The organism is Ensifer sp. Root142 (assembly GCF_001426785.1).
Classification (GTDB): Bacteria; Pseudomonadota; Alphaproteobacteria; order Rhizobiales; family Rhizobiaceae; genus Ensifer; species Ensifer canadensis.
Map to the genome: position 1 here is coordinate 505,758 of NZ_LMFK01000012.1, position 20,416 is coordinate 526,173.

The following is a 20,416-nucleotide window of genomic DNA, read 5'->3' on the forward strand; positions in this document are numbered from 1 at the left end:
ATGTCTGCACATTATCTGGATCATCCGTTACAACCGGGCGACCAGGCTCCGAACTTTGTGCTGGATGCGATCTCACGCGAGGGGAAGATCGCACTTGATGATTTTCGCGGCCGTCGCCCGTTGTTGGTCGGTTTGTTTCGAGGCCTGCTGTGTCCGTTCTGCCGACGCCATGTCGCGGCGATGGCACAGTTCAACACGGCTCTGCGCGAAAAAGGCGTCGAATCTCTGGCGGTGGTCAACACCCCGGTCGAGCGCGCGCGACTCTATTTCCGCTATCATCCGATACCCGGTCTTCTTGCTGCATCGGACCCGGAGCGAGCTTCACACCGCGCCTTCGGCTTACCCCTCCTCGAGTTTACGGAGAATGAGACCGACTGGCCACGCAAGGTTGGAATGGACGTGGTCATGACGATGCGGGTCGATCGGCCGGGTGAATTGCCTGAACCGATGGATCCGGCGACCGCGGGCGACCTTCTCAGCGAGAAGGATGGGTACGAAATCACAGAAGCCGATCAGCAGGTGAGGGTACCCGGCCATATGCAACTCATTGGCCAGTTCCTGCTCGATCGAGAAGGTGTGGTGCGTTGGAGCTTCACGGAAGTTGATGGCCAGGGCCAAAATATGTGCCGGGCGCTGAATCCCGAAGAATTGATGTCGGCAGTTTCACAAGTCGCACATTGACAGCGAAAAACGCGCCAGACCGCCGCGTTGGATTCTGTGGGTAGAGACATTCGCCGGCGCGCAATCGTCCGGGATCGCTCCACTGCATGTTTCCTAAAATCGTTTTCGATGTAAGGATAAAAACATGCAGCCATTCAAAGTGCTACAGCGACCTTTGCGCGTCTAACAAGACGCGCGGCGCTGTAGCTCTGGAGCGCGGTCAGGCAAACATCTGGTGCTCCGCGGTCACCAGCTCCTGCAGGAAGGCCGCCACGGTGCGCACGCGCACCAGGTCGCGGGCGCTTTCGTGGTAGGTGGTCCAGTAGGCACGCCGGATTGTGGTTTCAGGCAGGATGCGCTCGAGTTCCGGCGTGTGCCGGGCGATGTAGTTGTGCAGGATGCCGATGCCGGCGCTGGAGCGCACCGCCTCCGTCTGCCCGGTGGCGCTCGAGATTTCGAAGGCGGCATCCCAGCTGCGCATGATCTCGGCCGAAAAATTCAGCGACGGCGTGAAGATCAGGTCCTCGACATAGCCGATGCGGCGATGGTGCTTGAGGTCGTCGATCGTTTGCGGCGTGCCGTGCTGCGCAAGATAGGTCGAGGAGGCGTAGAGACCGAGCGTGTAGTCGGTAAGCTTCGATGAGACCAGGCGTCCCTGTTCCGGCCTTTCGATGGTGATGGCGATATCGGCTTCACGCTGCGACAGCGAGAAGGAGCGGGGCACCGGCACGAGCTGCAGCTTCAGTTCCGGATAGCGCGCCGTCAGCCGCCCGAGGCGCGGCGCGAGGAAGGAGACACCAAATCCATCCGGCGCGCCGATGCGTACGGTCCCGGCGATCGCCGTGTCGATGCGGCCGATCTGCGACTGTGCTGCCAGCATCTCCGTTTCCATGCGTTCGGCCGCCGCCAGGAAGATCTCGCCTTCGGCCGTCAGTTCGCAGCCGTTCGGCCTGCGCACCAGGAGACGGGTCTTCAGCGTTTCCTCAAGCGAGGTCACCCGCCGGCTGAGCGTGGCATGGTTGAGGCCGAGCCGCTTGGAGGCGGCAAGGATCTGCCCGGTGCGCGCGACCGCCAGAAACATTCTCACGTCGTCCCAATTCATGTTTCTGATCCCTATGGACTTCAATTTGCGCACAACGGTTGCTGAATATCGGAAATTGCTTTGTTCAAATCGTAGTGCGATCATGCCGCCACAATCAAGATCAGGAGGAGACATCCATGTACGAACTCGGTCATTTCATCGATGGCAAGCGCGTCGCCGGCACCAGCGGGCGCACGAGCAACATCTTCAACCCGGCAACGGGCGAAGTGCAGGGCACCGTGGCGCTGGCAAGCGACGCGGAACTCGGCGCTGCCGTCGCCAGCGCCAAGGCCGCGCAGCCGAAGTGGGCAGCCACCAACCCGCAGCGCCGCGCCCGCGTGTTCATGAAGTTCGTCGAACTTCTCAACACCCACATGAACGAGCTGGCCGAGATCCTCTCGCGCGAGCACGGCAAGACGATTGAAGACGCCAAGGGCGATCTCGTGCGCGGCCTGGAAGTCTGCGAATTCGTCATCGGCATTCCGCATCTGCAGAAGAGCGAGTTCACCGAAGGTGCCGGCCCCGGCATCGACATGTACTCGATCCGCCAGGCCGTCGGCATCGGCGCCGGCATCACGCCGTTCAACTTCCCCGCCATGATCCCGATGTGGATGTTCGCCCCGGCGATCGCCTGCGGCAACGCCTTCATCCTGAAGCCGTCCGAGCGTGATCCGTCCGTGCCGGTCCGCCTGGCCGAACTGATGATCGAGGCAGGTCTGCCGGCCGGCATCCTCAACGTCGTCAATGGCGACAAGGGCGCGGTCGACGCGATCCTCACCAACCCCGACATTTCGGCCGTATCCTTCGTCGGCTCGACCCCGATCGCCCGCTACGTCTACGGCACGGCTGCCATGAACGGCAAGCGCGCCCAGTGCTTCGGCGGCGCCAAGAACCACATGATCATCATGCCGGACGCCGATTTGGACCAGGCCGCCAACGCGCTGATGGGCGCCGGCTACGGCTCGGCCGGCGAGCGCTGCATGGCTATCTCGGTTGCCGTTCCCGTTGGCGAGGACACTGCCAACCGCCTGATCGCCAAGCTGACGCCGATGGTCGAAAGCCTGCGCATCGGCCCCTATACCGACGAGAAGGCCGACATGGGCCCGGTTGTCACCAAGGAAGCGGAGAAGCGCATCAGAAGCCTGATCGACAGCGGCCTCGAGCAGGGTGCGAAACTCGTGGTCGACGGCCGCGACTTCAAGCTCCAGGGCTATGAGGACGGCTACTTCGTCGGCGGTTGCCTGTTCGACCACGTCACCCCGGATATGGATATCTACAAGACCGAAATCTTCGGACCGGTCCTTTCGGTTGTTCGCGCCAAGAACTACGAGGAAGCCCTCGACCTGCCGATGAAGCACGAATACGGCAATGGCGTCGCGATCTATACCCGCGATGGCGATGCTGCCCGTGACTTCGCCTCGCGCATCAACATCGGCATGGTCGGCGTCAACGTTCCGATCCCGGTTCCGCTCGCCTACCACTCCTTCGGCGGCTGGAAGTCCTCGTCCTTCGGCGACCTCAACCAGCACGGCACGGACTCGATCAAGTTCTGGACCAAGACCAAGACGATCACTGAGCGTTGGCCGTCAGGCATCAAGGACGGTGCCGAGTTCGTCATGCCGACGATGAAGTAATGACGGGATAAAGATCCTCCCGCCTCCAGGGCCTCCTTCGGGAGGCCCTTTTTTGTTGCGTGCCCGAGGCCTCCTTCGAGAGGCCTTTTTTTGCATGCCGGGGCCCCTTCGAAAGACCCTTTTCTGTTGCATGTCATGTTGCACTGCAACTAATTTGATATGCCCGAGGCGGCGGAAAATTGATTCGCGCCTTGGTCGAATATTGCAGGCATTTCGACCGTTCATTTGCATGGAAGGCTCATCCGGGGGATAGCCACAGTTCGCTGGGTTCACAATTGACGTCAATCTGTCGCAACGCGGCGCCTGTGTGATGGCGGGCTGCCGCAAGCTGATTTCATTGAGAGAGGTTTTATCATGGTCGTGGCCGAAACGGCGTCGATGCAAGGGACGTTGACGCAGAGGGTACCGGACAATTTCCACCGTCTGTCGTTTACCGGTAGCGGAAAAGAGTATTTTGGCATCTGGATCGTCAACGTGCTGCTGACGATCATCACGCTCGGCATCTATTCCGCCTGGGCGAAGGTCCGCCGCAACCGCTATTTCTACGGTAACACGGTGCTTCTCGGGCGCGCCTTCGAATATCACGCAAAGGGTAAGCAGATCCTGATCGGTCGGGTGATCGTTTTCGCTTACCTGATCTTCTACAACGTCATGCTGAACGTCGTGCCGATCGCCGGCATCATTCTTGCCCTGTTGCTGGTGGCCTTCGTGCCATGGCTGGTCGTCAGGGGCCTGCGCTTCAGTGCCCGCGTGACCAGCTATCGCAATGTGCGGTTCGATTTCGTCGGCGGCGTCGGCGGTGCGTTTCTCGCCTTCATCGTCGGTCCGGTTATTTCGGTCCTCACACTTGGCATCCTGGTGCCGCTCGCCAGCCGCTGGTCCTATCGCTACATCGGCAGCAACCTGCGTTATGGGCAACGGGCATTCGCGACCGATCCTTCCGTCGGTGCGATCTACAAGTCGTGGTTCCTGTCGGCGGCCATCATCGTCGCTGGCCTGCTGATCATTGCCTTTATTGGTTTCCTCAATCTGGCCGTGATCATGTCGTTGTTCGACGGCTCCATTGAGGCAACGCTGGGAATGCACGTTTCGATGATTGCCTTGTTCGTCATCGCCTACATTGCATTCCTCTCGATCTTCGGGGTCGCGGCGCTGTTCTACCGTGCCGGCGTGCGCAACGTCGCCTGGTCGGCAACGACCTTCGACGGCAAGCATCAGTTGACGAGCGACCTGTCGCGGGGCCGTTACGCCTGGATCGCGATTACCAACATGATCGTCACCATCTTCACGCTGGGCCTTATGCGTCCCTGGGCAGCCGTGCGCATGGCGCGTTATGTCAATGAACACACGGGCGTCCATTTCGAAGGCAATGTCGGCGAGATGTTCGACCGGATCGCCCAGGAAGGTTCGGCCGTCGGTTCGGAGTTCATGGACTTCGAAGGGTTCGACTTTGGCTTCTAACGGCACGGAGATTGCTGTTGGCGAGTGGCATCCGGCCGGTTCCAGCCGGTCGGTGCCCTCGCGGCTGATCGAAGATGGCGGTGGCCTCAAGGCTTTGGATGAGGCCGGCGCCGAACTTGCAGGTGGAGCACTTGCTGCCGTCGATATTTCTGCGCGCGTCGGCGCCATTCCGCGTCGCATCGAGTTTCCCGATGGTTCTCTGTTCGAGACGACCGACAACGACGCCGTCGATCGTTTCCTGAAACGCAAGGGAAAAACCAATCTCGTCCACGAATGGGAGCGTTTTCACCCGCGCCTGATCGCGGTCGTCCTGGCGACCGTGCTCAGCGGCGTGGCCATCTATCGTTATGCCGTACCGGCGCTGGTCGAAATCGCCGTGCTGGTGACGCCGCCGATCGTGCCGAAGATCATGTCGGCAAGCACCATGGAGACGATGGATCGCACGCTGCTCGACACGTCGGCGCTTGCAATTGAGCGCCAGGACAAGATCCGTGAGGGGTTCAACGCGATCGCACGGCTGTCCGATCGCGGCGAGGGTGGCTACACCCTCAACTTCCGCATGGGCGGGACCATCGGCCCGAATGCTTTCGCGCTGCCCGACGGCACGCTGATCGTTACCGATGAGCTGATCGAGCTTGCCGGCGACGATACCGAAATGATCGTCGGCGTGCTGGCGCACGAGATCGGTCATGTCGAACTCGAGCATAGCCTGCGCCAGATCTACCGCGCCGCGGGCGTCGCTGGGCTGGTCATGATGATCGGTGGCGACATCGGCTCCGGTGCTGAGGACATTCTGGTGCAGGGTGCCGGTCTCCTTACGCTCTCCTTTTCGCGTAGCGCGGAAGCGGCAGCAGATCGGCATTCGGTGGAACTGATGCTGAAAGCCAGGCGGGATCCGACGGCAATCGCACGGTTCTTCGACCTGCTCGAAAAGGAGCTTGGCGACAGTTCCGACACCAGCATCCTTGCGACCCATCCCGGCACACCGGAACGGCGCAAGGCGATCCTCGATTATGCCGGCGAACTGAGGGCGCAGGCTCAGTAGCCCTCTGGTCCGTCGAGCGGCTTCCCCACACAAGGCGCGACGCTGTCATCAAAACGAAAACAGCGGGCACACGGCCCGCTGTTTCCAATTCACGCGATGGCTACAGCGCCGCGCGTCTTAATTTGACGCGCAAAGGTCGCTGTAGCACTTTGAATTGCTGCATGTTTTGATCCTTAAATCGAATGGGATTTAAGGAAACATGCAGTAGGATCAGTCCTGCGGGCCGTCGTTGTAGCCGACCTTGTCGACCAGTTCCGATGCCTTCTTGCGGTTGGCTGCAATGTCGGCCAACGGCAGTTCGTCGGGCTTGATCGTGCCGAACGACTTGACCACGTCGGAGGGCTCGGCACCCGGCAGCACCGGATATTCGTATACCTGCTCGGCGTAGATCTTCTGCGCTTCGCCTTCCGACAGGAATTCCATCAGCTTCAACGCATTGTCCTTGTTCGGGGCGTTCTTGGCGAGTGCCATGCCCGAAATGTTCACATGCGTGCCGCGGTCCTTGGCGTTCGGGAAGAGCACCTTGATAGCCGCCGCCCATTCCTTCTGTTCCGGCTCCTTCTCGTTGGTCAGCATCAGACCGACATAGTAGGTGTTGCCAAGCGCCAGATCGCATTCGCCGGCAAGGATCGCCTTTGCCTGGTCGCGGTCGCCGCCATCGGGCTTCTTCGCCAGATTGTTCTTCAGGCCAGTCAGCCACTTCTCGGTCTCGGCTTCGCCGTTGTGGGCGATCATCGAGGCGAACAGGCCGATATTGTAGGAGTGCTGGCCATCACGGGTGCAGATCTTGCCCTTCCACTTGGGATCGGCGAGTTCCTCATAGGTGATGTCGTTTTCGGCGACGCGGTCCTTGGAGGCGTAGACAACGCGTCCGCGGGTCGTCAGGCCGAACCAGTTGCCATCGGGGTCGCGGAAGTGCGCCGGGATGTCCTTGTTGATCGTCTCGTTGGCGACCGGCTGCGTCACGCCCGCATCCTTGGCTTCAGTGAGGCGGCTGATGTCGACGGTGAGGATCACGTCCGCAGGCGAGTTGGCGCCTTCGGCCTGGATGCGCTCGACGAGGCCCTTGTCGAGGAAGAGCACGTTCGTCGTGATGCCGGTTTCCTTGGTAAAGGCATCAAGCAATGGCTTGATCAGATCGGGCTGACGATAGGAATAGATGTTGACCTCGCCATCGGCCCAGGCAGCAGTGGACGCGAACAGGCTGGCGGTGAGGGACAATACGCCCATTGCAGCTCTTGAAACGGACATGGTTTCCTCCATTTTTTTGGTTTGAGCTAAGTTAACAAAATCGCTCATCTTTTTGATCGGCAGCCACCAAACAGTCAACTGGGAAACCGTTAACGATCAAGCAGATGTGACTTTTTTGGTATTTTGGAATTGTTCCAAACTACGATCCGTCCTATATGAAGGTTTGATAAACCTCTCGATTTCGGAGTGAATGATGCGACTGACGAAACAAACGAACTACGCGGTTCGCATGTTGATGTACTGCGCTGCAAACGGCGAGAAGCTCAGCCGCATTCCTGAAATCGCCAGGGCCTATGGCGTCTCAGAGCTGTTTCTGTTCAAGATTCTCCAGCCGCTGACCCGCGCTGGCCTGGTCGAGACTGTTCGTGGCCGCAACGGCGGCGTACGGCTGCCGAGGCCCGCTTCCGCAATCACCCTGTTCGACGTGGTCAAGGTCACGGAAGACAGCTTCGCGATGGCCGAGTGCTTCGAAGCCGGTGAAATCGATTGCCCGCTGGTTGACAGCTGCGGCCTCAATACCGCTCTGCGCAAGGCTTTGAACGCTTTCTTCGAGGTGCTTCAGGGCTACACCATCGACGATCTGGTCAAGGCGCGTCCCCAGATCAACTTCCTGCTCGGCCTGGAAGAGACCAAGCGTCCGCAGGCCCCGCAGACGACTGCGGCCTGATCCGACGTTTGCGGCGCCGCGTATCAGTCATGACCTCGGCGCCGTAGCTCTACCGCTCATGATTTAGCCGCTCAAAGCGGCCGCCGGCCGCCCCTTCAGTTCGGTGCCAGATATTCCCTCAGGATGAACTCTATTGCCGTCGGATCGATCTCGGACTTGTCGATCCGGAAATCCGCGCCGTACTCTTCCAGACTCTGGAAATAGGGCTCGACGAGCGACCCCGAGATCACGCCGATCGGGCCGATGAAGCCCTGGTACCGGAGTGCCGGCACGGTTTCGCGAAAGTCGCGCTGCGGCTGAAGGCGATTGTCCATCAACACCATCGACACCGGTTTGCCCGAACGAAGGAATTCGAGGGCGCTTTCGATCGTCTGGCAATAATGCAGTTCGATCTCGATGGTGCTGACCTTCTTGATCAGCCCGCGCAGAATGAGGTTCTCCGCAGGGTCGTCGTCAACGAGCAGGATATGGGCTTTTTGTGTCATGATCGTCCAAGTACCTGAGTGACCGGGAGCCATTCTGCTGCGCGCGCCTGTCATCGGCAAGCGGGTGGGGTGGCGAGTTTGCATCGTTTCTGCGGCGCCTGCTGTCAGCGGGGCCGCCTTGCGACGCCGCCAGGTTCAGATCGCCCCGTCGATCGGCTTCACTGAATGATCTGTTCGCGTATCGCCTTCGCCACCATTTGGGTCCGATTGACGACATCCAGCTTCTTCAGGATTGTCGCCGTATGCGAATTCACGGTGTGTTCGGACACCGATACGATCAGCGCGATCTCGCTTGCCGTCTTGCCATGGGAGATCCACTTGAGGATCTCCGTCTCGCGCGGCGTCAGGCCCATGCCGGCCTTGTTGGAAAGCGCGATGCGATAGAAATAGTCGAAGGCGCAGACGGCGTCATAGGTCAGCTCGAAATGCTCGGAGCGGCCGATGTCGTTGCCGTCGCCCAGAAACAGGACGGCGTATCGCGCGCCGGTCGCTGCCGCGTGCACCGGCACGCTCAAGAGCAGCTCGAAGCCGAGCTGGACCAGCAGGTTCTGGCCATTGGCGCAGCCGCGATCGCCTGACCTCCAGACGGAGGAAATGATCGATGTGTGCAGGGTTTTGTAGAAAAGCGAATCGCCGAAGCGGTGGCGCTTGTCGTATTCTTCCGCGAGGCCCGACGGAAGATCGTGCAGGACGAGCCGGGTGGACAACATGCAGGCGTCGTTCTCGTTGCCGAGCTGCAGAATGCCGAAATGGTTGAAGCCGAACCGCAATGCCATCGTGTGAAAGATGCGGAAGAAGTCGACGCGGTTGAGCGCTTTCTCCAGATCGTCGCGGAGATCGTAACGCCTGTGATTTTCCAGCAAACGTGCCACGCGTGCGCTACCCTTTTGTCGCGAGGCGGCAGTCTACTCGCAAGGCCGGCTCAATCAACGGCATGAAGCCGGTGACGAAATTGCGGATCGGCATCATCATGGTCGTCTCGCGGTCGCGTCGCCGCGATGTTGAAAGCGCCGAGTGGCGGATGCCGCCCCCTCCCAAGGACGTTTTGGCACGTCGATTGTCTCCCCCGAGATTTTGTCCAGGTTCTATTGCACGATCACATAGGGGATTTCTACCCAACTATCTTGGGATTGACCGTTTCTTGCGATTTTCGTCGAATCGCCGATCGCCCGGCCGGAGCGACACACGCAAGGCGGGTGCACGATGGATGCGGTCGGCACATGTGACCTGCTCCACACTCCCGCCTGTCACCGTCGCACTTCGGTCACGCCGTCACCGATAAGCCGGATCGGGATGTTGCACGCCGGCCGAGCAGCGGCCGAAAAAGCCCCTGGAAATGTCAGGGTATTCTAAAACAGTGGACAGATTTCCGGCTCCGCCATAGGAGGAATTTTTCGCATAGACAAATTTGTTTGGCGACTTATTGCAATGCGACGCCAAATGTCGTTCCATCCGGCCTTGACCGGGGGCAAACGTCATTCCGCGTCAGGAAAATACGAGAACAAGAACAAATCTGGGAAGCAAAGCTCATGAAAAAGCTCACTACACTCTTCGCAGCGACGGCGCTTGCCACGCTGATGGCCGGCTCCGCCTGGTCGAAAACGTTCGTTTACTGCTCGGAAGGTTCGCCTGAGGGTTTTGATCCGGGCCTCTACACCGCCGGCACGACGTTCGACGCAGCGGCGCACACGGTCTACAACCGCCTGCTCGAGTTCAAGAAGGGCACGACCGAAACCGAGCCGGGCCTCGCTGAGAGCTGGACCATTTCCGATGACGGCCTTGAATACACGTTCAAGCTGCGTCCGGGCGTGAAGTTCCAGACGACGGAGTTCTTCACTCCCACTCGCGAGCTGAACGCCGACGACGTCGTGTTCTCGTATGAGCGCCAGCTCAAGGCCGACAATCCCTGGAACAAATACGTGACCGGCGCTTCGTGGGAATACGCAGCCGGCATGGGCTTCCCGGAAGTCATCAAGTCGGTCGAGAAGGTCGATGACCTGACGGTCAAGTTCACCCTGACGCGCAAGGAAGCACCGTTCCTCGCCAACATCGCCATGCCGTTCGCTTCGATCCTGTCGAAGGAATATGCCGACAAGCTGCAGGCCGAAGGCAAGATGAACCAGATGAACCAGATGCCGCTCGGCACCGGTCCGTTCGCGTTCGTCGCCTACCAGCAGGATGCCGTCATCCGCTACAAGGCAAACCCCGACTACTGGGGTGGCAAGCAGAAGATCGACGACCTCGTCTTCGCGATCACCACCGACGCTTCGGTTCGCTTCCAGAAGCTGCAGGCCGGCGAATGCCACCTGATGCCGTACCCGAACTCGGCCGACGTACAGGCCATGAAGGCCGATCCGAACCTGAAGGTCATGGAACAGGCCGGTCTGAACGTTGCTTACCTCGCCTACAACACGACGCAGGCTCCGTTCGACAAGCCGGAAGTCCGCAAGGCGCTGAACAAGGCGATCAACAAGCAGGCGATCGTCGATGCCGTATTCCAGGGCGCTGCCCAGCCGGCAACGAACCCGATCCCGCCGACGATGTGGTCGTACAACGACACGCTCCAGGACGACACCTACGATCTCGACGCAGCCAAGAAGATGCTCGAAGACGCAGGCGTCAAGGATCTGTCGATGAAGCTGTGGGCGATGCCGGTTTCGCGCCCGTACATGCTCAACGCCCGCCGCGCTGCCGAATTGATGCAGGCTGACTTCGCCAAGATCGGTGTCAAGGTCGAGATCGTGTCCTACGAATGGGCCGAATACCTCGACAAGTCGAAGGCAAAGGACCGTGACGGTGCCGTCATCCTCGGCTGGACCGGCGACAACGGCGACCCGGACAACTTCCTCGACACCCTTCTCGGCTGCAACGCTGTCGGCGGCAACAACCGCGCTCAGTGGTGCAACCAGGAATTCGACACCCTGGTCAAGAAGGCCAAGGAAACGTCCGACCTGGCAGAGCGCACCAAGCTCTACGAAGAGGCGCAGGTCGTCTTCAAGCGCGAAGCGCCCTGGGCAACGCTCGACCACTCGCTGTCGGTCGTTCCGATGCGCAAGAATGTCGAAGGTTTCGTCCAGAGCCCACTCGGCGATTTTGCCTTCGACGGCGTGGATATTGTCGAGTAAGCTAATGAACTGATCCGAAAGGGGGCGTTTGCCACGGGCAAACGCCCCTCTTTGCATCTACTACAGTGGCGCGCGTCCTGTCAGACGCGCAAAGGTCGCTGTAGCAATTTGAGTTGCTGCATGTTTTTGCCCTCGAATCCGAAGGGTTCAAGGAAACATGCAGTGGTGCCAGCGCCGGGAGACAACGGCGCGGCAACGTGGCGCGGGGTAAAACATGTTTCGATTTCTCTTGGGGCGTTTGGCGGTCCTGATCCCGACTTTCATCGGGGTCTCCATCATTGCCTTCTCCTTCATTCGCATGCTTCCGGGCGATCCTGTCGCCCTGCTTTCGGGCGAGCGTGTCATGTCGCCGGAGCGGCATGCGGAAATTTCACACGCGCTCGGTTTCGACCGGCCGATCGTGATCCAATACTTCGATTATCTCTTGGGCGTCGTCCAGGGCGACTTCGGCACGTCGATCGTGACGAAGAAGCCGGTGATCGACCAGTTCTTCGAACTGTTCCCGGCGACGCTGGAGCTTTCGCTCTGCGCGATCATCTTCGCGATCGTGCTCGGTATTCCCGCCGGCGTCATCGCGGCGATCAAGCGCGGCTCCTTCGTCGACCAGACGATCATGGGCACCGCACTCGTCGGTTTCTCCATGCCGATCTTCTGGTGGGGCCTGCTGTTGATCATGCTGGTCTCCGGCATCCTGCAGTGGACGCCGGTTTCGGGCCGCATCTCGCTGATGTACTTCTTCCCGCCGGTTACAGGCTTCATGCTGATCGACTCGTTGTTGTCGGGGCAGGCGGGTGCGTTCAAGTCTGCGGTGAGCCATCTCATCCTGCCGACGATCGTGCTTGGCACCATCCCGCTGGCGGTGATTGCGCGCCAGACCCGATCGGCGATGCTTGAAGTGCTTTCGGAAGACTATGTGCGCACGGCGCGCGCCAAGGGCCTCTCGACCTTCCGTGTCGTCGGTGTCCACGCGCTTCGAAACGCGATGATCCCGGTCATCACGACGATCGGCCTGCAGGTGGGCGTCATGCTCGCCGGCGCGATCCTGACCGAGACGATCTTCTCCTGGCCGGGCATCGGCAAGTGGATGGTCGATTCCGTCTTCCGGCGCGACTACGCCGTCATTCAGGGTGGCCTCTTGGTCATTGCTGGCATCATCATGCTGGTGAACCTTGCCGTCGACCTGCTCTACGGTCTCATCAACCCCCGCATCCGGCACTAAGGAGGGCGATATGTCTCAAGCTGCTGCAACGAGCGCCGTTTCGACAGATCCGTCCCGCCGGGCGCGACTGGCCGAATTCTGGTACTATTTCTCCGAGAACCGCGGTGCCGTCATCGGCCTTGTGTTCTTCCTGTTCCTCGTCCTGCTCGCGATCTTCGCGCCGATCATCGCGCCGCATGACCCGACCGCCCAGTACCGCGATGCGGTGCTGATCCCGCCAGTGTGGCAGGAAGGCGGCCGTGCCGAATTCCTGCTCGGGACCGACGCCGTTGGTCGCGACATGCTCTCGCGCCTGATCTACGGCACCCAGTTCTCGCTGTTCGTCGGCGTCATCGTCACCACGCTCTCGCTGGTCGGCGGTATTTTCGTCGGCGTGATCGCGGGTTACTTCCGTGGATGGGTCGATACCGTCATCATGCGTGTGATGGACATCATCCTGGCCTTCCCGTCGCTGCTGCTGGCCCTCGTGCTGGTCGCCGTTCTCGGACCGGGCCTGACCAATGCGATGATCGCCATCGCACTGGTCTTCCAGCCGCACTTCGTGCGCCTGACGCGTGCTGCCGTCATGAGCGAGAAGAGCCGTGACTACGTCATTGCCGCGAAGGTGGCGGGTGCCGGCCACGGCCGCCTGATGTTCAAGACGATCCTGCCGAACTGCATGGCGCCGCTGATCGTCCAGGCGACGCTGTCGTTCTCGAGCGCGATCCTCGACGCCGCCGCTCTCGGCTTCCTCGGTATGGGTGCACAGCCTCCGACACCGGAGTGGGGCACGATGCTCGCCGAAGCGCGTGAGTTCATCCAGAGCAAGTGGTGGGTAGTGACGCTTCCGGGCGTTGCAATTTTGGTCACGGTGCTGGCGATCAACCTGATGGGTGACGGCCTGCGCGATGCTCTCGATCCCAAGCTGAAGAGGTCCTGATCATGGCGCTTCTCGAAATTGAAAACCTGGTCGTCGAATTCCAGACGGCCACCGGTCCCTTCCGCGCCGTCGACGGCGTGTCGATGAAGGTTCATGAAAAGGAAGTGCTGGCGATCGTCGGCGAGTCCGGCTCGGGCAAATCCGTGTCTATGTTGGCGGCCATGGGTCTCCTGCCCTGGACGGCCAACGTTACGGCCGACAAGCTGACGTTCAACGGACGCGACCTGCTCGGCATGTCGTCGTCCGAGCGCAAGAAGATCATCGGCAAGGATATCTCGATGATCTTCCAGGAGCCGGTCGCAAGCCTCAATCCGTGCTTCACGGTCGGCTTCCAGATCGAGGAAGTGCTGCGCATTCACCTCGGTCTCGACAAGGCTCAGCGGCGCAAGCGCGCCATCGAACTGTTCGAGGCGGTCGGCATTCCCGATCCGGCCGAACGGCTTGGGCACTATCCTCACCAGATGTCGGGCGGTCAGTGCCAGCGCGTGATGATCGCGATTGCCATTGCCTGCAACCCGAAGCTCTTGATCGCCGACGAGCCGACGACCGCGCTCGACGTGACGATCCAGAAGCAGATCCTCGACCTCCTGATGCGGCTTCAGGCCGAGCATGGCATGGGCCTGATCATGATCACGCACAATATGGGCGTGGTCGCCGAGACGGCCGACCGCGTCGTCGTGCAGTACAAGGGTCGCAAGATGGAAGAAGCCGACGTCCTGTCGCTGTTCGAATCGCCGAAGAGTAACTACACGCGCGCGCTTCTGGCAGCCCTGCCGGACAATGCGACCGGTGACCGGCTGCCGACCATCTCCGAACTTTTCGTCGATGAGCCGAGCCTTCAAGGAGCCGCCCGATGACCGTCGTTCTCGAAGCGCGCAATCTGGTGCGCGACTACCATATCCCCGGCGGCCTGATAAAAAAGGCCAAGACCGTGCATGCGCTCAAGGGCGTGAGCTTCTCGGTCGAACAGGGCAAGACGCTGGCGATCGTCGGCGAAAGCGGCTGCGGCAAGTCAACGCTTGGCCGCATCCTGACGCTGATCGATCCGGCGACATCAGGCGACCTGCTGATCGATGGCAACAAGATCGACATCACCAAGGGTGACCTGACGCCGGAGATGCGCCGCAAGGTGCAGATCGTCTTCCAGAACCCCTATGGCTCGCTCAACCCGCGCCAGAAGATCGGCGACATCCTCACCGAACCGCTGATCATCAACACCAAGACGCCCGCCGACGAACGTCGCGACCGAGCGATGGCGATGCTGAAGAAGGTCGGTCTCGACGAGCGGCACTACAATCGTTACCCGCACATGTTCTCCGGCGGCCAGCGCCAGCGTATCGCCATTGCGCGCGCGCTGATGCTCAACCCGAAGCTTCTGGTGCTGGACGAGCCGGTCTCGGCGCTCGACCTGTCGGTTCAGGCGCAAGTGCTGAACCTGCTCGCGGACCTGCAGGACGAGTTCCAACTGACCTACGTCTTCATCAGCCACGACCTCTCGGTGGTGCGCTATATCGCCGACGACGTGATGGTGATGTATTTCGGTGAGGCCGTCGAATACGGCAGCCGCGACGAAGTCTTCGCTGATCCCAAGCACAGCTACACCAAGACGCTGTTTGCCGCGACGCCGCGCGCCGACGTTGCCAGCATCAAGGCACGGCTCGCCAAGAAACAGGCGGCCTGAGCCTTTCGGCGCCGTGTAACAAGTGCATTTCCAGGAAAAGTGCGGAGCGGTTTTCCGTCCGGAAGTGCGTAGGAGATGGAGCGTTTCCATGACTCTATCTAAAGTGGAAGCGCTCTAATAGGAGGCCGGGGAAAGAACGCCCCGGCTTCTTGGCCTTGCCGGGCCGATGGTGTAGAGCTTTTGCGCCGCCATTCACTTCTCGCCTTCCGGCGGCGGGCAGCCGCTTTTCGGTCGAACCATCAGCGTTCGACCCAACTTCAGGAACACGATCATGGAAATCAAGCGTTTCGAAACCGGCCCCCGGATGAGCCAGGCCGTGGTTTACAACAACACCGTCTACCTCGCCGGCCAGGTCGGCAATGCCGGTGACGATGTCGTGACCCAGACGAAGCAGGCGCTTGCCGAAGTCGACCGTCTTCTGGCGCTCGCCGGCACCGACAAGACCCGCATTCTCTCGGCCACCATCTGGCTCGCGGACATGGCCGACTTCCCGAAGATGAACTCGGTCTGGGACGCCTGGGCACCGCAGGGCAACACCCCGGCACGCGCCACCGGCGAAGCCAAGCTTGCAACGCCGGAATACCTCGTCGAAGTAATCGTCGTCGCGGCCGCTGCCTAAAGCATCTCTCGCAAAAATTGCGCGGCGCTGTTACGGTTCCGTCTAAACCGGAAACGCTTTAAGGCGCTTGGCGAAGCCGAGAAGGCTTTGCGTGATGTTATCTTTCCGCCGCCGTGCCCAACGCACGGCGGCGTTTTCTTTTGTCGCGACCGCCCCACCTGCGGCTCCCAGGCAGGAACCATTCGCCAGTCCGCACGTTTACCTGTGGTTCCATAAAAAAACGGGAGGGCTGTCGATGCTCTACTGGCTACCGCGGGTCTGCGTGGTTGCTTTTGCAGGTCTGTTGATCGGTTTTGGGTTCATCCCGCATACAGCCGTCGGCGTGGCGCACACATTGCTCATCATCGTCCTCGGCCTGGGGCTTCTGTCGCTGACCCTGCATGTGTTTCCGCCTGAACGGCACTGAGTGATCCGGTCCGCAATTCAAAGTGCTACAGCGACCTTTGCGCGTCTAATAAGACGCGCGGCGCTGTAGAGCGTTTCCAGTTTGGACGGAGCCGCAGACGCACTCTATCTCTTTCCTTTTACGTATTTCCTGACGGAAAACCGTTTCGCACTTTTCCTGGAAAATGCTCTAGGCGTGACGCATGACAAACAACGGCGAGGGACGGCATTGGACACATCCGGGCACACGGCTGCTTACTACAAGCTGAAGCGCATCGCCGAGGAGGAAAAGGCCTCGGTCGAGGCGGCACTTCCCGCCGAGCCGAAGCGGGACGGCATCGACCTGATGGTGGCCTGGAGCATCATCGGCCTCTTCGTGATCGCCGGCTCAGCCGCCGTCTACTCGATGGAAACGATCCTGATGCCGATCACGCTCGCCGTCGTCGTCGGCATCGTGCTCGGACGCGCGGCCGACAGCCTGGCAAAGTTCGGCCTGCCGCCGATCATGGGTGGGCTGCTGCTGGCACTGTTCTTCGTGCTTGGGCTCGCCTCGGTGGTCAGCGCCCTGCTCGGACCAATGACGGACTTGGCGCAAAAGGCACCGGCCCTGGCGGAGGGGGTCGTCGAACGTGTGTTACCCTTCATCGAGCGTTTCGAATGGCTGCGCCTGGCGGTGGCGCGAGGAACCGGCAACGGAGCCCTTGCCGACACCGTCATGAAGAACGCTGGTCCGGTTCTCGGCGTTGTCGCCGCCGGGCTGACGCCGGCCCTGGTCCAGACGCTGATTTTCCTTGCAGCACTCGGGCTCTTCCTGCTAGGTCGCCTGCATCTGCGCAGGACCATCATCCTTGCCTTCAACAGCCGGGAGCGACGTCTGAGCACGATCCGGATCATGAACGCGATCGAAACCGCACTGGCGCAGTATTTTTCGATCGCGAGCCTAATCTATCTGGCGCTCGGCGTCGTCACCATGCTCATCGCGCTGGTCGGCGGCCTGGCCATGCCACCGCTCTGGGGGTTGTTTGCCTTCGTCTCCAGCTTCATACCCTATCTCGGCGTGACCATGATGACGCTGGCCCTGCTCGTCGGCGGGCTGATGACGCACGAAGCCATCCTCCTGGCGCTGGCGCCGGCGGCCGTCTTTTTCGTCGTGCATCTGGTCATGGAAAATCTGGTGATCCCGTCGATCCTGGGCAACAGGCTCGAAGTCAACCCGTTCCTCGTCTTCGTCGCCATCATCTTCTGGACATGGATGTGGGGCGCGGTCGGCGCGATGCTGGCGCTGCCGTTGTCGCTGATCGCCATGACGATCTTCGAGGAGGTGCGCGAGCAGCAGCCGGAACGGCAGCTGCCGGCCTAAGGCGTGTGCGCTTATCCGCGTGTCGAGCGGGCGTGTTCGTCGAAGAACAGGGCCTGGCTGATCAGCGCCTTGACCATGTCCGGGTTGAACGGCTTGGTCACGAGGAAGGCGGGCTCCGGCCGCTTGCCTGTCAGCAGCCGCTCGGGGAAGGCGGTGATGAAGATCACCGGTACCGCCGCATCCTTCAGGATCTCGTTGACCGCGTCGATACCGGAGCTGCCGTCGGCCAGCTGTATGTCGGCGAGAACCATCTTCGGCGCCGTCTTGCGGTAAAGATCCAGCGCTTCCTTATGCGTGCGGGCAATGCCGGTCACGCGATGGCCGAGGCTCGTCACCATATCTTCGATATCGAGCGCAATCAGCGGCTCATCCTCGATGATCAGGACTTCGGTTGCCACCTGGCGCGAAATGTCTTCCGAGGCCACCGTCAGCAGCTTGGAAAACGCCGCCTGGCTCTGCCCCATGATCTCGGCGGCATCGGCAATCGAGAAACCTTCGACCGAAACGAGCAGAAAGGCCTGCCGTGCCGCGGGCGCGATCAGCGAAAGATTGGCGGCAGCCTGCTGTTCCCAGGCGAATGGAGAGACGTTCTCCGTCCGGTCGACGGAGACTTTCTCGAACAGCGAGCAGAACAGCTTGTAGAGGGAAATGCGGTCGTTGGAACCCTCCGGGAAAAGGCTGATGTCCTCGATCAATGCTTCCAGAATTGCAGCCACATAACCGTCTCCGGCCGCCTGCGAACCGGTCACGGCGCGGGAGTAACGGCGGAGAAAGGGAAGGTGTGGTGCAATACGGGTCGAAAGTGACATCAAGTACTTCCTTGGGTCTGATGTGATTCGCTTGTTTTCTGAGGACAATGAGCATCCTGCGAAAGACGTGAATGTTTTGAACACGTTTTTCGGCCTATGGGAAGCTGGCAACAGCGATGCGTGCTCGAGGTGTTTCGAGCGCTGTCTGGCTTAGGGGTTGTGGGATGGAGCATCCTGTGGACGAGCGTGGCGTAGGGGAAGAGGAAACGGCGAAGGCTGCGAGAGGCTCAGATCCGAACGGCTTGATCGGCTCGAAGCTGAAGGCGCTCTACCGCGCGATCGAGCAGGAGCCGGTGCCTGACCTTTTCATCGACCTTCTGCAAAAGCTGGATGACGCCGAGGCGCTTGCAGCGCCGCGCGTCAAACAGGACGCACAAACGACGCGGTAACACTTTAAACCTGCTGCAATTATGCAGTAGCCGTGCCGACGAAAAAGTTCTCCCCGAGTTGTAAGCGCAAGACATGAGAAACGGGCCGAAGCCCGCTTCCCTGGACCTCTTGACGTTTGCGCCTTAGCAGGCGGCCTCGTAGCGGCGGCCGTAGCGGTCGCGATAGATGCAACGTCCCGGCTCATTGGCATTGCCAACGAGCGCGCCGGCGACACCGCCGATGGCGGCACCGACCGCAGCACCTCTGACATTGCCCGTGGCTGCACCGCCGATGATTGCGCCGCCGGTCGCGCCGATCGCCGCGCCCTTCTCCGTTTGCGTGCATGCCGCCAAGGGGAGGATCAGGCTTGCTACGATAAGTATCTTCTTCATGACGCGTTCCTATCCGAGGTTTGCTTTGTTGAACATTGAAGGATGCATTCGGCCGAGACCGGTTGCGGGGGACTGATGACGAACAGAATGACGACAATGAGGCCGTTCGCCAAAGCGAACACGCCTTGCCGACGCCAGCCCTGACCCTGGCTTCGCGCCTATCTTAACCACCTTTGGAATGCTCGCAACGGTCGGATCCGCACCGCTCATCAATGTCTCCCTTGTGGTATCGCCACGGGTGCGGCGCTTGTTATTGCTGTGGAAACGACGATCACGCCGATTTGTTCCATTGGGCAAATTCTTCCCAGACCTGTCGTCGATCCGGGGATTTGAAGGGCCGCCAGCGGCAATTGCTCCGACGTGCGCCTGCGACCTGTTTCGCCAGCCGCAACCATCGCGCTGGGCATGAAATACCGCGTCGAGTGCTCGCTCCAGCGAAGGCATCGACGAAATTTGATTCGGCCCATGGAACTTCGCGCCGTTCATAACCGTTTGCTGTTCACGTTTTTGATGGAAGGAGCATGCGGATGGAACATATCGCTGCCATCATGGTCCTCGTCGGTTGCATGCAGGGCGACGCCGCCTGCCGTGAAGTCCCGACACCGGTCGTCGGTTTTGAGACTGTCGAGGAATTTCATGAATTGCTTTCGCCGTCGATCGAGGAGGTCGGCAAGGCGTTCAAGAGCGCCTATGGCAAATGTGCCGAAGTCGATCCCGCCCTGTTTGTCGAGGATGCGACGATAGAATGGTGGATCACGCCTTCGCGTCAGCTTGAAGTCAATGTGATCGCTGACGACGGCACCTACGCTGTTGCTGCCCGCACGGACGACAAGCCGAAGTTCCGCAACTAAAGCATCTCCAGGAAAAGTGCGAAGCGATTCTCCGTCGCCGCGCTGAAAGGATCAAAGCATGAACTGGGACATCATTCAGGGCAAATGGGCGGAGTTGAAGGGCAAGGCTCAGATCGAATGGGGCAAGCTGACCAATGACGATCTCGATGTCATCGACGGGCGGCGCAAGGAACTTGCCGGCCGTATCCAGGCCCGCTACGGCATCGCCCGCGATGAAGCCGAACGCCAGATCGACGACTGGGCTTCCCGCCACTGAGAGGCGAACCCGACCGAGCCGAAAGGCCAAAAGCAAACGCCGCCGTGGTGATCGACCGTCGCGGCGTTTGCTTTTGGTTTTTGAGCCCCCACAGCCCCGCGCGTCTTATTAGACGCGCAAGGGTCGCTGTAGCACTTTGAATTGCTGC

Annotated in this window: 22 protein-coding genes; 16 read left to right on the forward strand and 6 right to left on the reverse strand. The window is 60.5% G+C overall.

Annotated elements, in window-relative coordinates; all coding sequences use genetic code 11:
- Positions 1-681, forward strand: a complete 681-nt coding sequence (locus ASD52_RS14950) for a peroxiredoxin-like family protein (protein WP_025425992.1) — start codon at positions 1-3, stop codon at positions 679-681.
- Between the two features lie 199 nt (positions 682-880).
- On the opposite strand, the gene ASD52_RS14955 is transcribed toward ASD52_RS14950, so the two are convergent.
- Positions 881-1,762 carry a LysR family transcriptional regulator gene (locus ASD52_RS14955; RefSeq protein WP_025425993.1) on the reverse strand — a complete coding sequence of 294 codons (882 nt, stop codon included), beginning with the start codon at positions 1,760-1,762 and terminating at the stop codon, positions 881-883.
- A 116-nt stretch (positions 1,763-1,878) separates the two neighbouring features.
- Here ASD52_RS14955 and ASD52_RS14960 point away from each other — a divergent pair, with 116 nt between their 5' ends.
- The 3 genes from ASD52_RS14960 to ASD52_RS14970 all read left to right on the forward strand — a co-directional run bounded on the left by ASD52_RS14960 (position 1,879) and on the right by ASD52_RS14970 (position 5,881).
- Positions 1,879-3,375 (forward strand): CoA-acylating methylmalonate-semialdehyde dehydrogenase, encoded by a 1,497-nt coding sequence (locus ASD52_RS14960; protein ID WP_025425994.1) that lies wholly within the window; start codon positions 1,879-1,881, stop codon positions 3,373-3,375.
- A 378-nt stretch (positions 3,376-3,753) separates the two neighbouring features.
- Positions 3,754-4,836 carry a YjgN family protein gene (locus ASD52_RS14965; RefSeq protein ID WP_051509196.1) on the forward strand — a complete coding sequence of 361 codons (1,083 nt, stop codon included), beginning with the start codon at positions 3,754-3,756 and terminating at the stop codon, positions 4,834-4,836.
- Positions 4,826-5,881, forward strand: coding sequence for a M48 family metallopeptidase (locus ASD52_RS14970; protein WP_025425996.1), 1,056 nt, complete (start codon positions 4,826-4,828; stop codon positions 5,879-5,881). Before ASD52_RS14965 ends, ASD52_RS14970 begins: the two co-directional genes overlap by 11 nt.
- A 210-nt stretch (positions 5,882-6,091) precedes the next feature.
- Here ASD52_RS14970 and ASD52_RS14975 read toward each other — a convergent pair whose 3' ends face one another.
- Positions 6,092-7,132 carry a Fe(3+) ABC transporter substrate-binding protein gene (locus ASD52_RS14975; RefSeq protein ID WP_025425997.1) on the reverse strand — a complete coding sequence of 347 codons (1,041 nt, stop codon included), beginning with the start codon at positions 7,130-7,132 and terminating at the stop codon, positions 6,092-6,094.
- Positions 7,133-7,325: 193 nt separating this feature from the next.
- On the opposite strand from ASD52_RS14975, the gene rirA reads away from it, so the two are divergent.
- The gene (gene rirA, locus ASD52_RS14980; protein WP_025425998.1) at positions 7,326-7,799 is read left to right on the forward strand and encodes an iron-responsive transcriptional regulator RirA; all 474 of its coding nucleotides are present in this window, start codon (positions 7,326-7,328) and stop codon (positions 7,797-7,799) included.
- Positions 7,800-7,894: 95 nt separating this feature from the next.
- Here the strand turns inward: rirA and ASD52_RS14985 are convergent, their stop codons facing one another.
- Complete coding sequence (locus ASD52_RS14985; RefSeq protein ID WP_025425999.1) at positions 7,895-8,284, reverse strand: response regulator; 390 nt, start codon at positions 8,282-8,284, stop codon at positions 7,895-7,897.
- Positions 8,285-8,442: 158 nt separating this feature from the next.
- Positions 8,443-9,156 carry a helix-turn-helix transcriptional regulator gene (locus ASD52_RS14990; protein ID WP_057221820.1) on the reverse strand — a complete coding sequence of 238 codons (714 nt, stop codon included), beginning with the start codon at positions 9,154-9,156 and terminating at the stop codon, positions 8,443-8,445.
- A 657-nt stretch (positions 9,157-9,813) separates the two neighbouring features.
- On the opposite strand from ASD52_RS14990, the gene ASD52_RS14995 reads away from it, so the two are divergent.
- The 8 genes from ASD52_RS14995 to ASD52_RS15025 all read left to right on the forward strand — a co-directional run bounded on the left by ASD52_RS14995 (position 9,814) and on the right by ASD52_RS15025 (position 17,591).
- On the forward strand, positions 9,814-11,409 hold the full coding sequence (locus ASD52_RS14995) for an ABC transporter substrate-binding protein (protein ID WP_025426001.1): 1,596 nt from the start codon (positions 9,814-9,816) through the stop codon (positions 11,407-11,409).
- Positions 11,410-11,623: 214 nt separating this feature from the next.
- Positions 11,624-12,628 carry an ABC transporter permease subunit gene (locus tag ASD52_RS15000; protein WP_025426002.1) on the forward strand — a complete coding sequence of 335 codons (1,005 nt, stop codon included), beginning with the start codon at positions 11,624-11,626 and terminating at the stop codon, positions 12,626-12,628.
- A 10-nt stretch (positions 12,629-12,638) separates the two neighbouring features.
- A complete protein-coding gene (locus ASD52_RS15005) occupies positions 12,639-13,547 on the forward strand; it encodes an ABC transporter permease subunit (RefSeq protein WP_025426003.1) in 909 nt (302 codons plus the stop codon).
- Positions 13,548-13,549: 2 nt separating this feature from the next.
- Complete coding sequence (locus ASD52_RS15010) at positions 13,550-14,404, forward strand: ABC transporter ATP-binding protein (protein ID WP_025426004.1); 855 nt, start codon at positions 13,550-13,552, stop codon at positions 14,402-14,404.
- Entirely contained in the window at positions 14,401-15,228 is an 828-nt protein-coding gene (locus ASD52_RS15015) for a dipeptide ABC transporter ATP-binding protein (RefSeq protein ID WP_057224771.1), read from the forward strand. Before ASD52_RS15010 ends, ASD52_RS15015 begins: the two co-directional genes overlap by 4 nt.
- A 271-nt stretch (positions 15,229-15,499) precedes the next feature.
- Positions 15,500-15,847, forward strand: coding sequence for a RidA family protein (locus ASD52_RS15020; RefSeq protein WP_025426006.1), 348 nt, complete (start codon positions 15,500-15,502; stop codon positions 15,845-15,847).
- A gap of 91 nt (positions 15,848-15,938) precedes the next feature.
- Complete coding sequence (locus ASD52_RS38415; RefSeq protein WP_144239133.1) at positions 15,939-16,253, forward strand: hypothetical protein; 315 nt, start codon at positions 15,939-15,941, stop codon at positions 16,251-16,253.
- Positions 16,254-16,460: 207 nt separating this feature from the next.
- Positions 16,461-17,591 (forward strand): AI-2E family transporter, encoded by a 1,131-nt coding sequence (locus ASD52_RS15025; RefSeq protein WP_025426007.1) that lies wholly within the window; start codon positions 16,461-16,463, stop codon positions 17,589-17,591.
- An 11-nt stretch (positions 17,592-17,602) separates the two neighbouring features.
- Here the strand turns inward: ASD52_RS15025 and ASD52_RS15030 are convergent, their stop codons facing one another.
- Positions 17,603-18,400, reverse strand: coding sequence for a response regulator (locus ASD52_RS15030; RefSeq protein WP_025426008.1), 798 nt, complete (start codon positions 18,398-18,400; stop codon positions 17,603-17,605).
- A gap of 164 nt (positions 18,401-18,564) precedes the next feature.
- On the opposite strand from ASD52_RS15030, the gene ASD52_RS15035 reads away from it, so the two are divergent.
- Positions 18,565-18,789: a NepR family anti-sigma factor gene (locus ASD52_RS15035; RefSeq protein WP_025426009.1), complete on the forward strand. Its 225-nt coding sequence runs from the start codon at positions 18,565-18,567 to the stop codon at positions 18,787-18,789.
- A gap of 123 nt (positions 18,790-18,912) precedes the next feature.
- On the opposite strand, the gene ASD52_RS15040 is transcribed toward ASD52_RS15035, so the two are convergent.
- On the reverse strand, positions 18,913-19,161 hold the full coding sequence (locus ASD52_RS15040; RefSeq protein WP_025426010.1) for a glycine zipper domain-containing protein: 249 nt from the start codon (positions 19,159-19,161) through the stop codon (positions 18,913-18,915).
- Positions 19,162-19,688: 527 nt separating this feature from the next.
- Here ASD52_RS15040 and ASD52_RS15045 point away from each other — a divergent pair.
- Positions 19,689-20,012, forward strand: coding sequence for a hypothetical protein (locus ASD52_RS15045; RefSeq protein ID WP_025426011.1), 324 nt, complete (start codon positions 19,689-19,691; stop codon positions 20,010-20,012).
- 58 nt (positions 20,013-20,070) lie between these two features.
- Positions 20,071-20,268, forward strand: a complete 198-nt coding sequence (locus tag ASD52_RS15050; RefSeq protein WP_025426012.1) for a CsbD family protein — start codon at positions 20,071-20,073, stop codon at positions 20,266-20,268.
- Positions 20,269-20,416 lie beyond the last annotated feature (148 nt).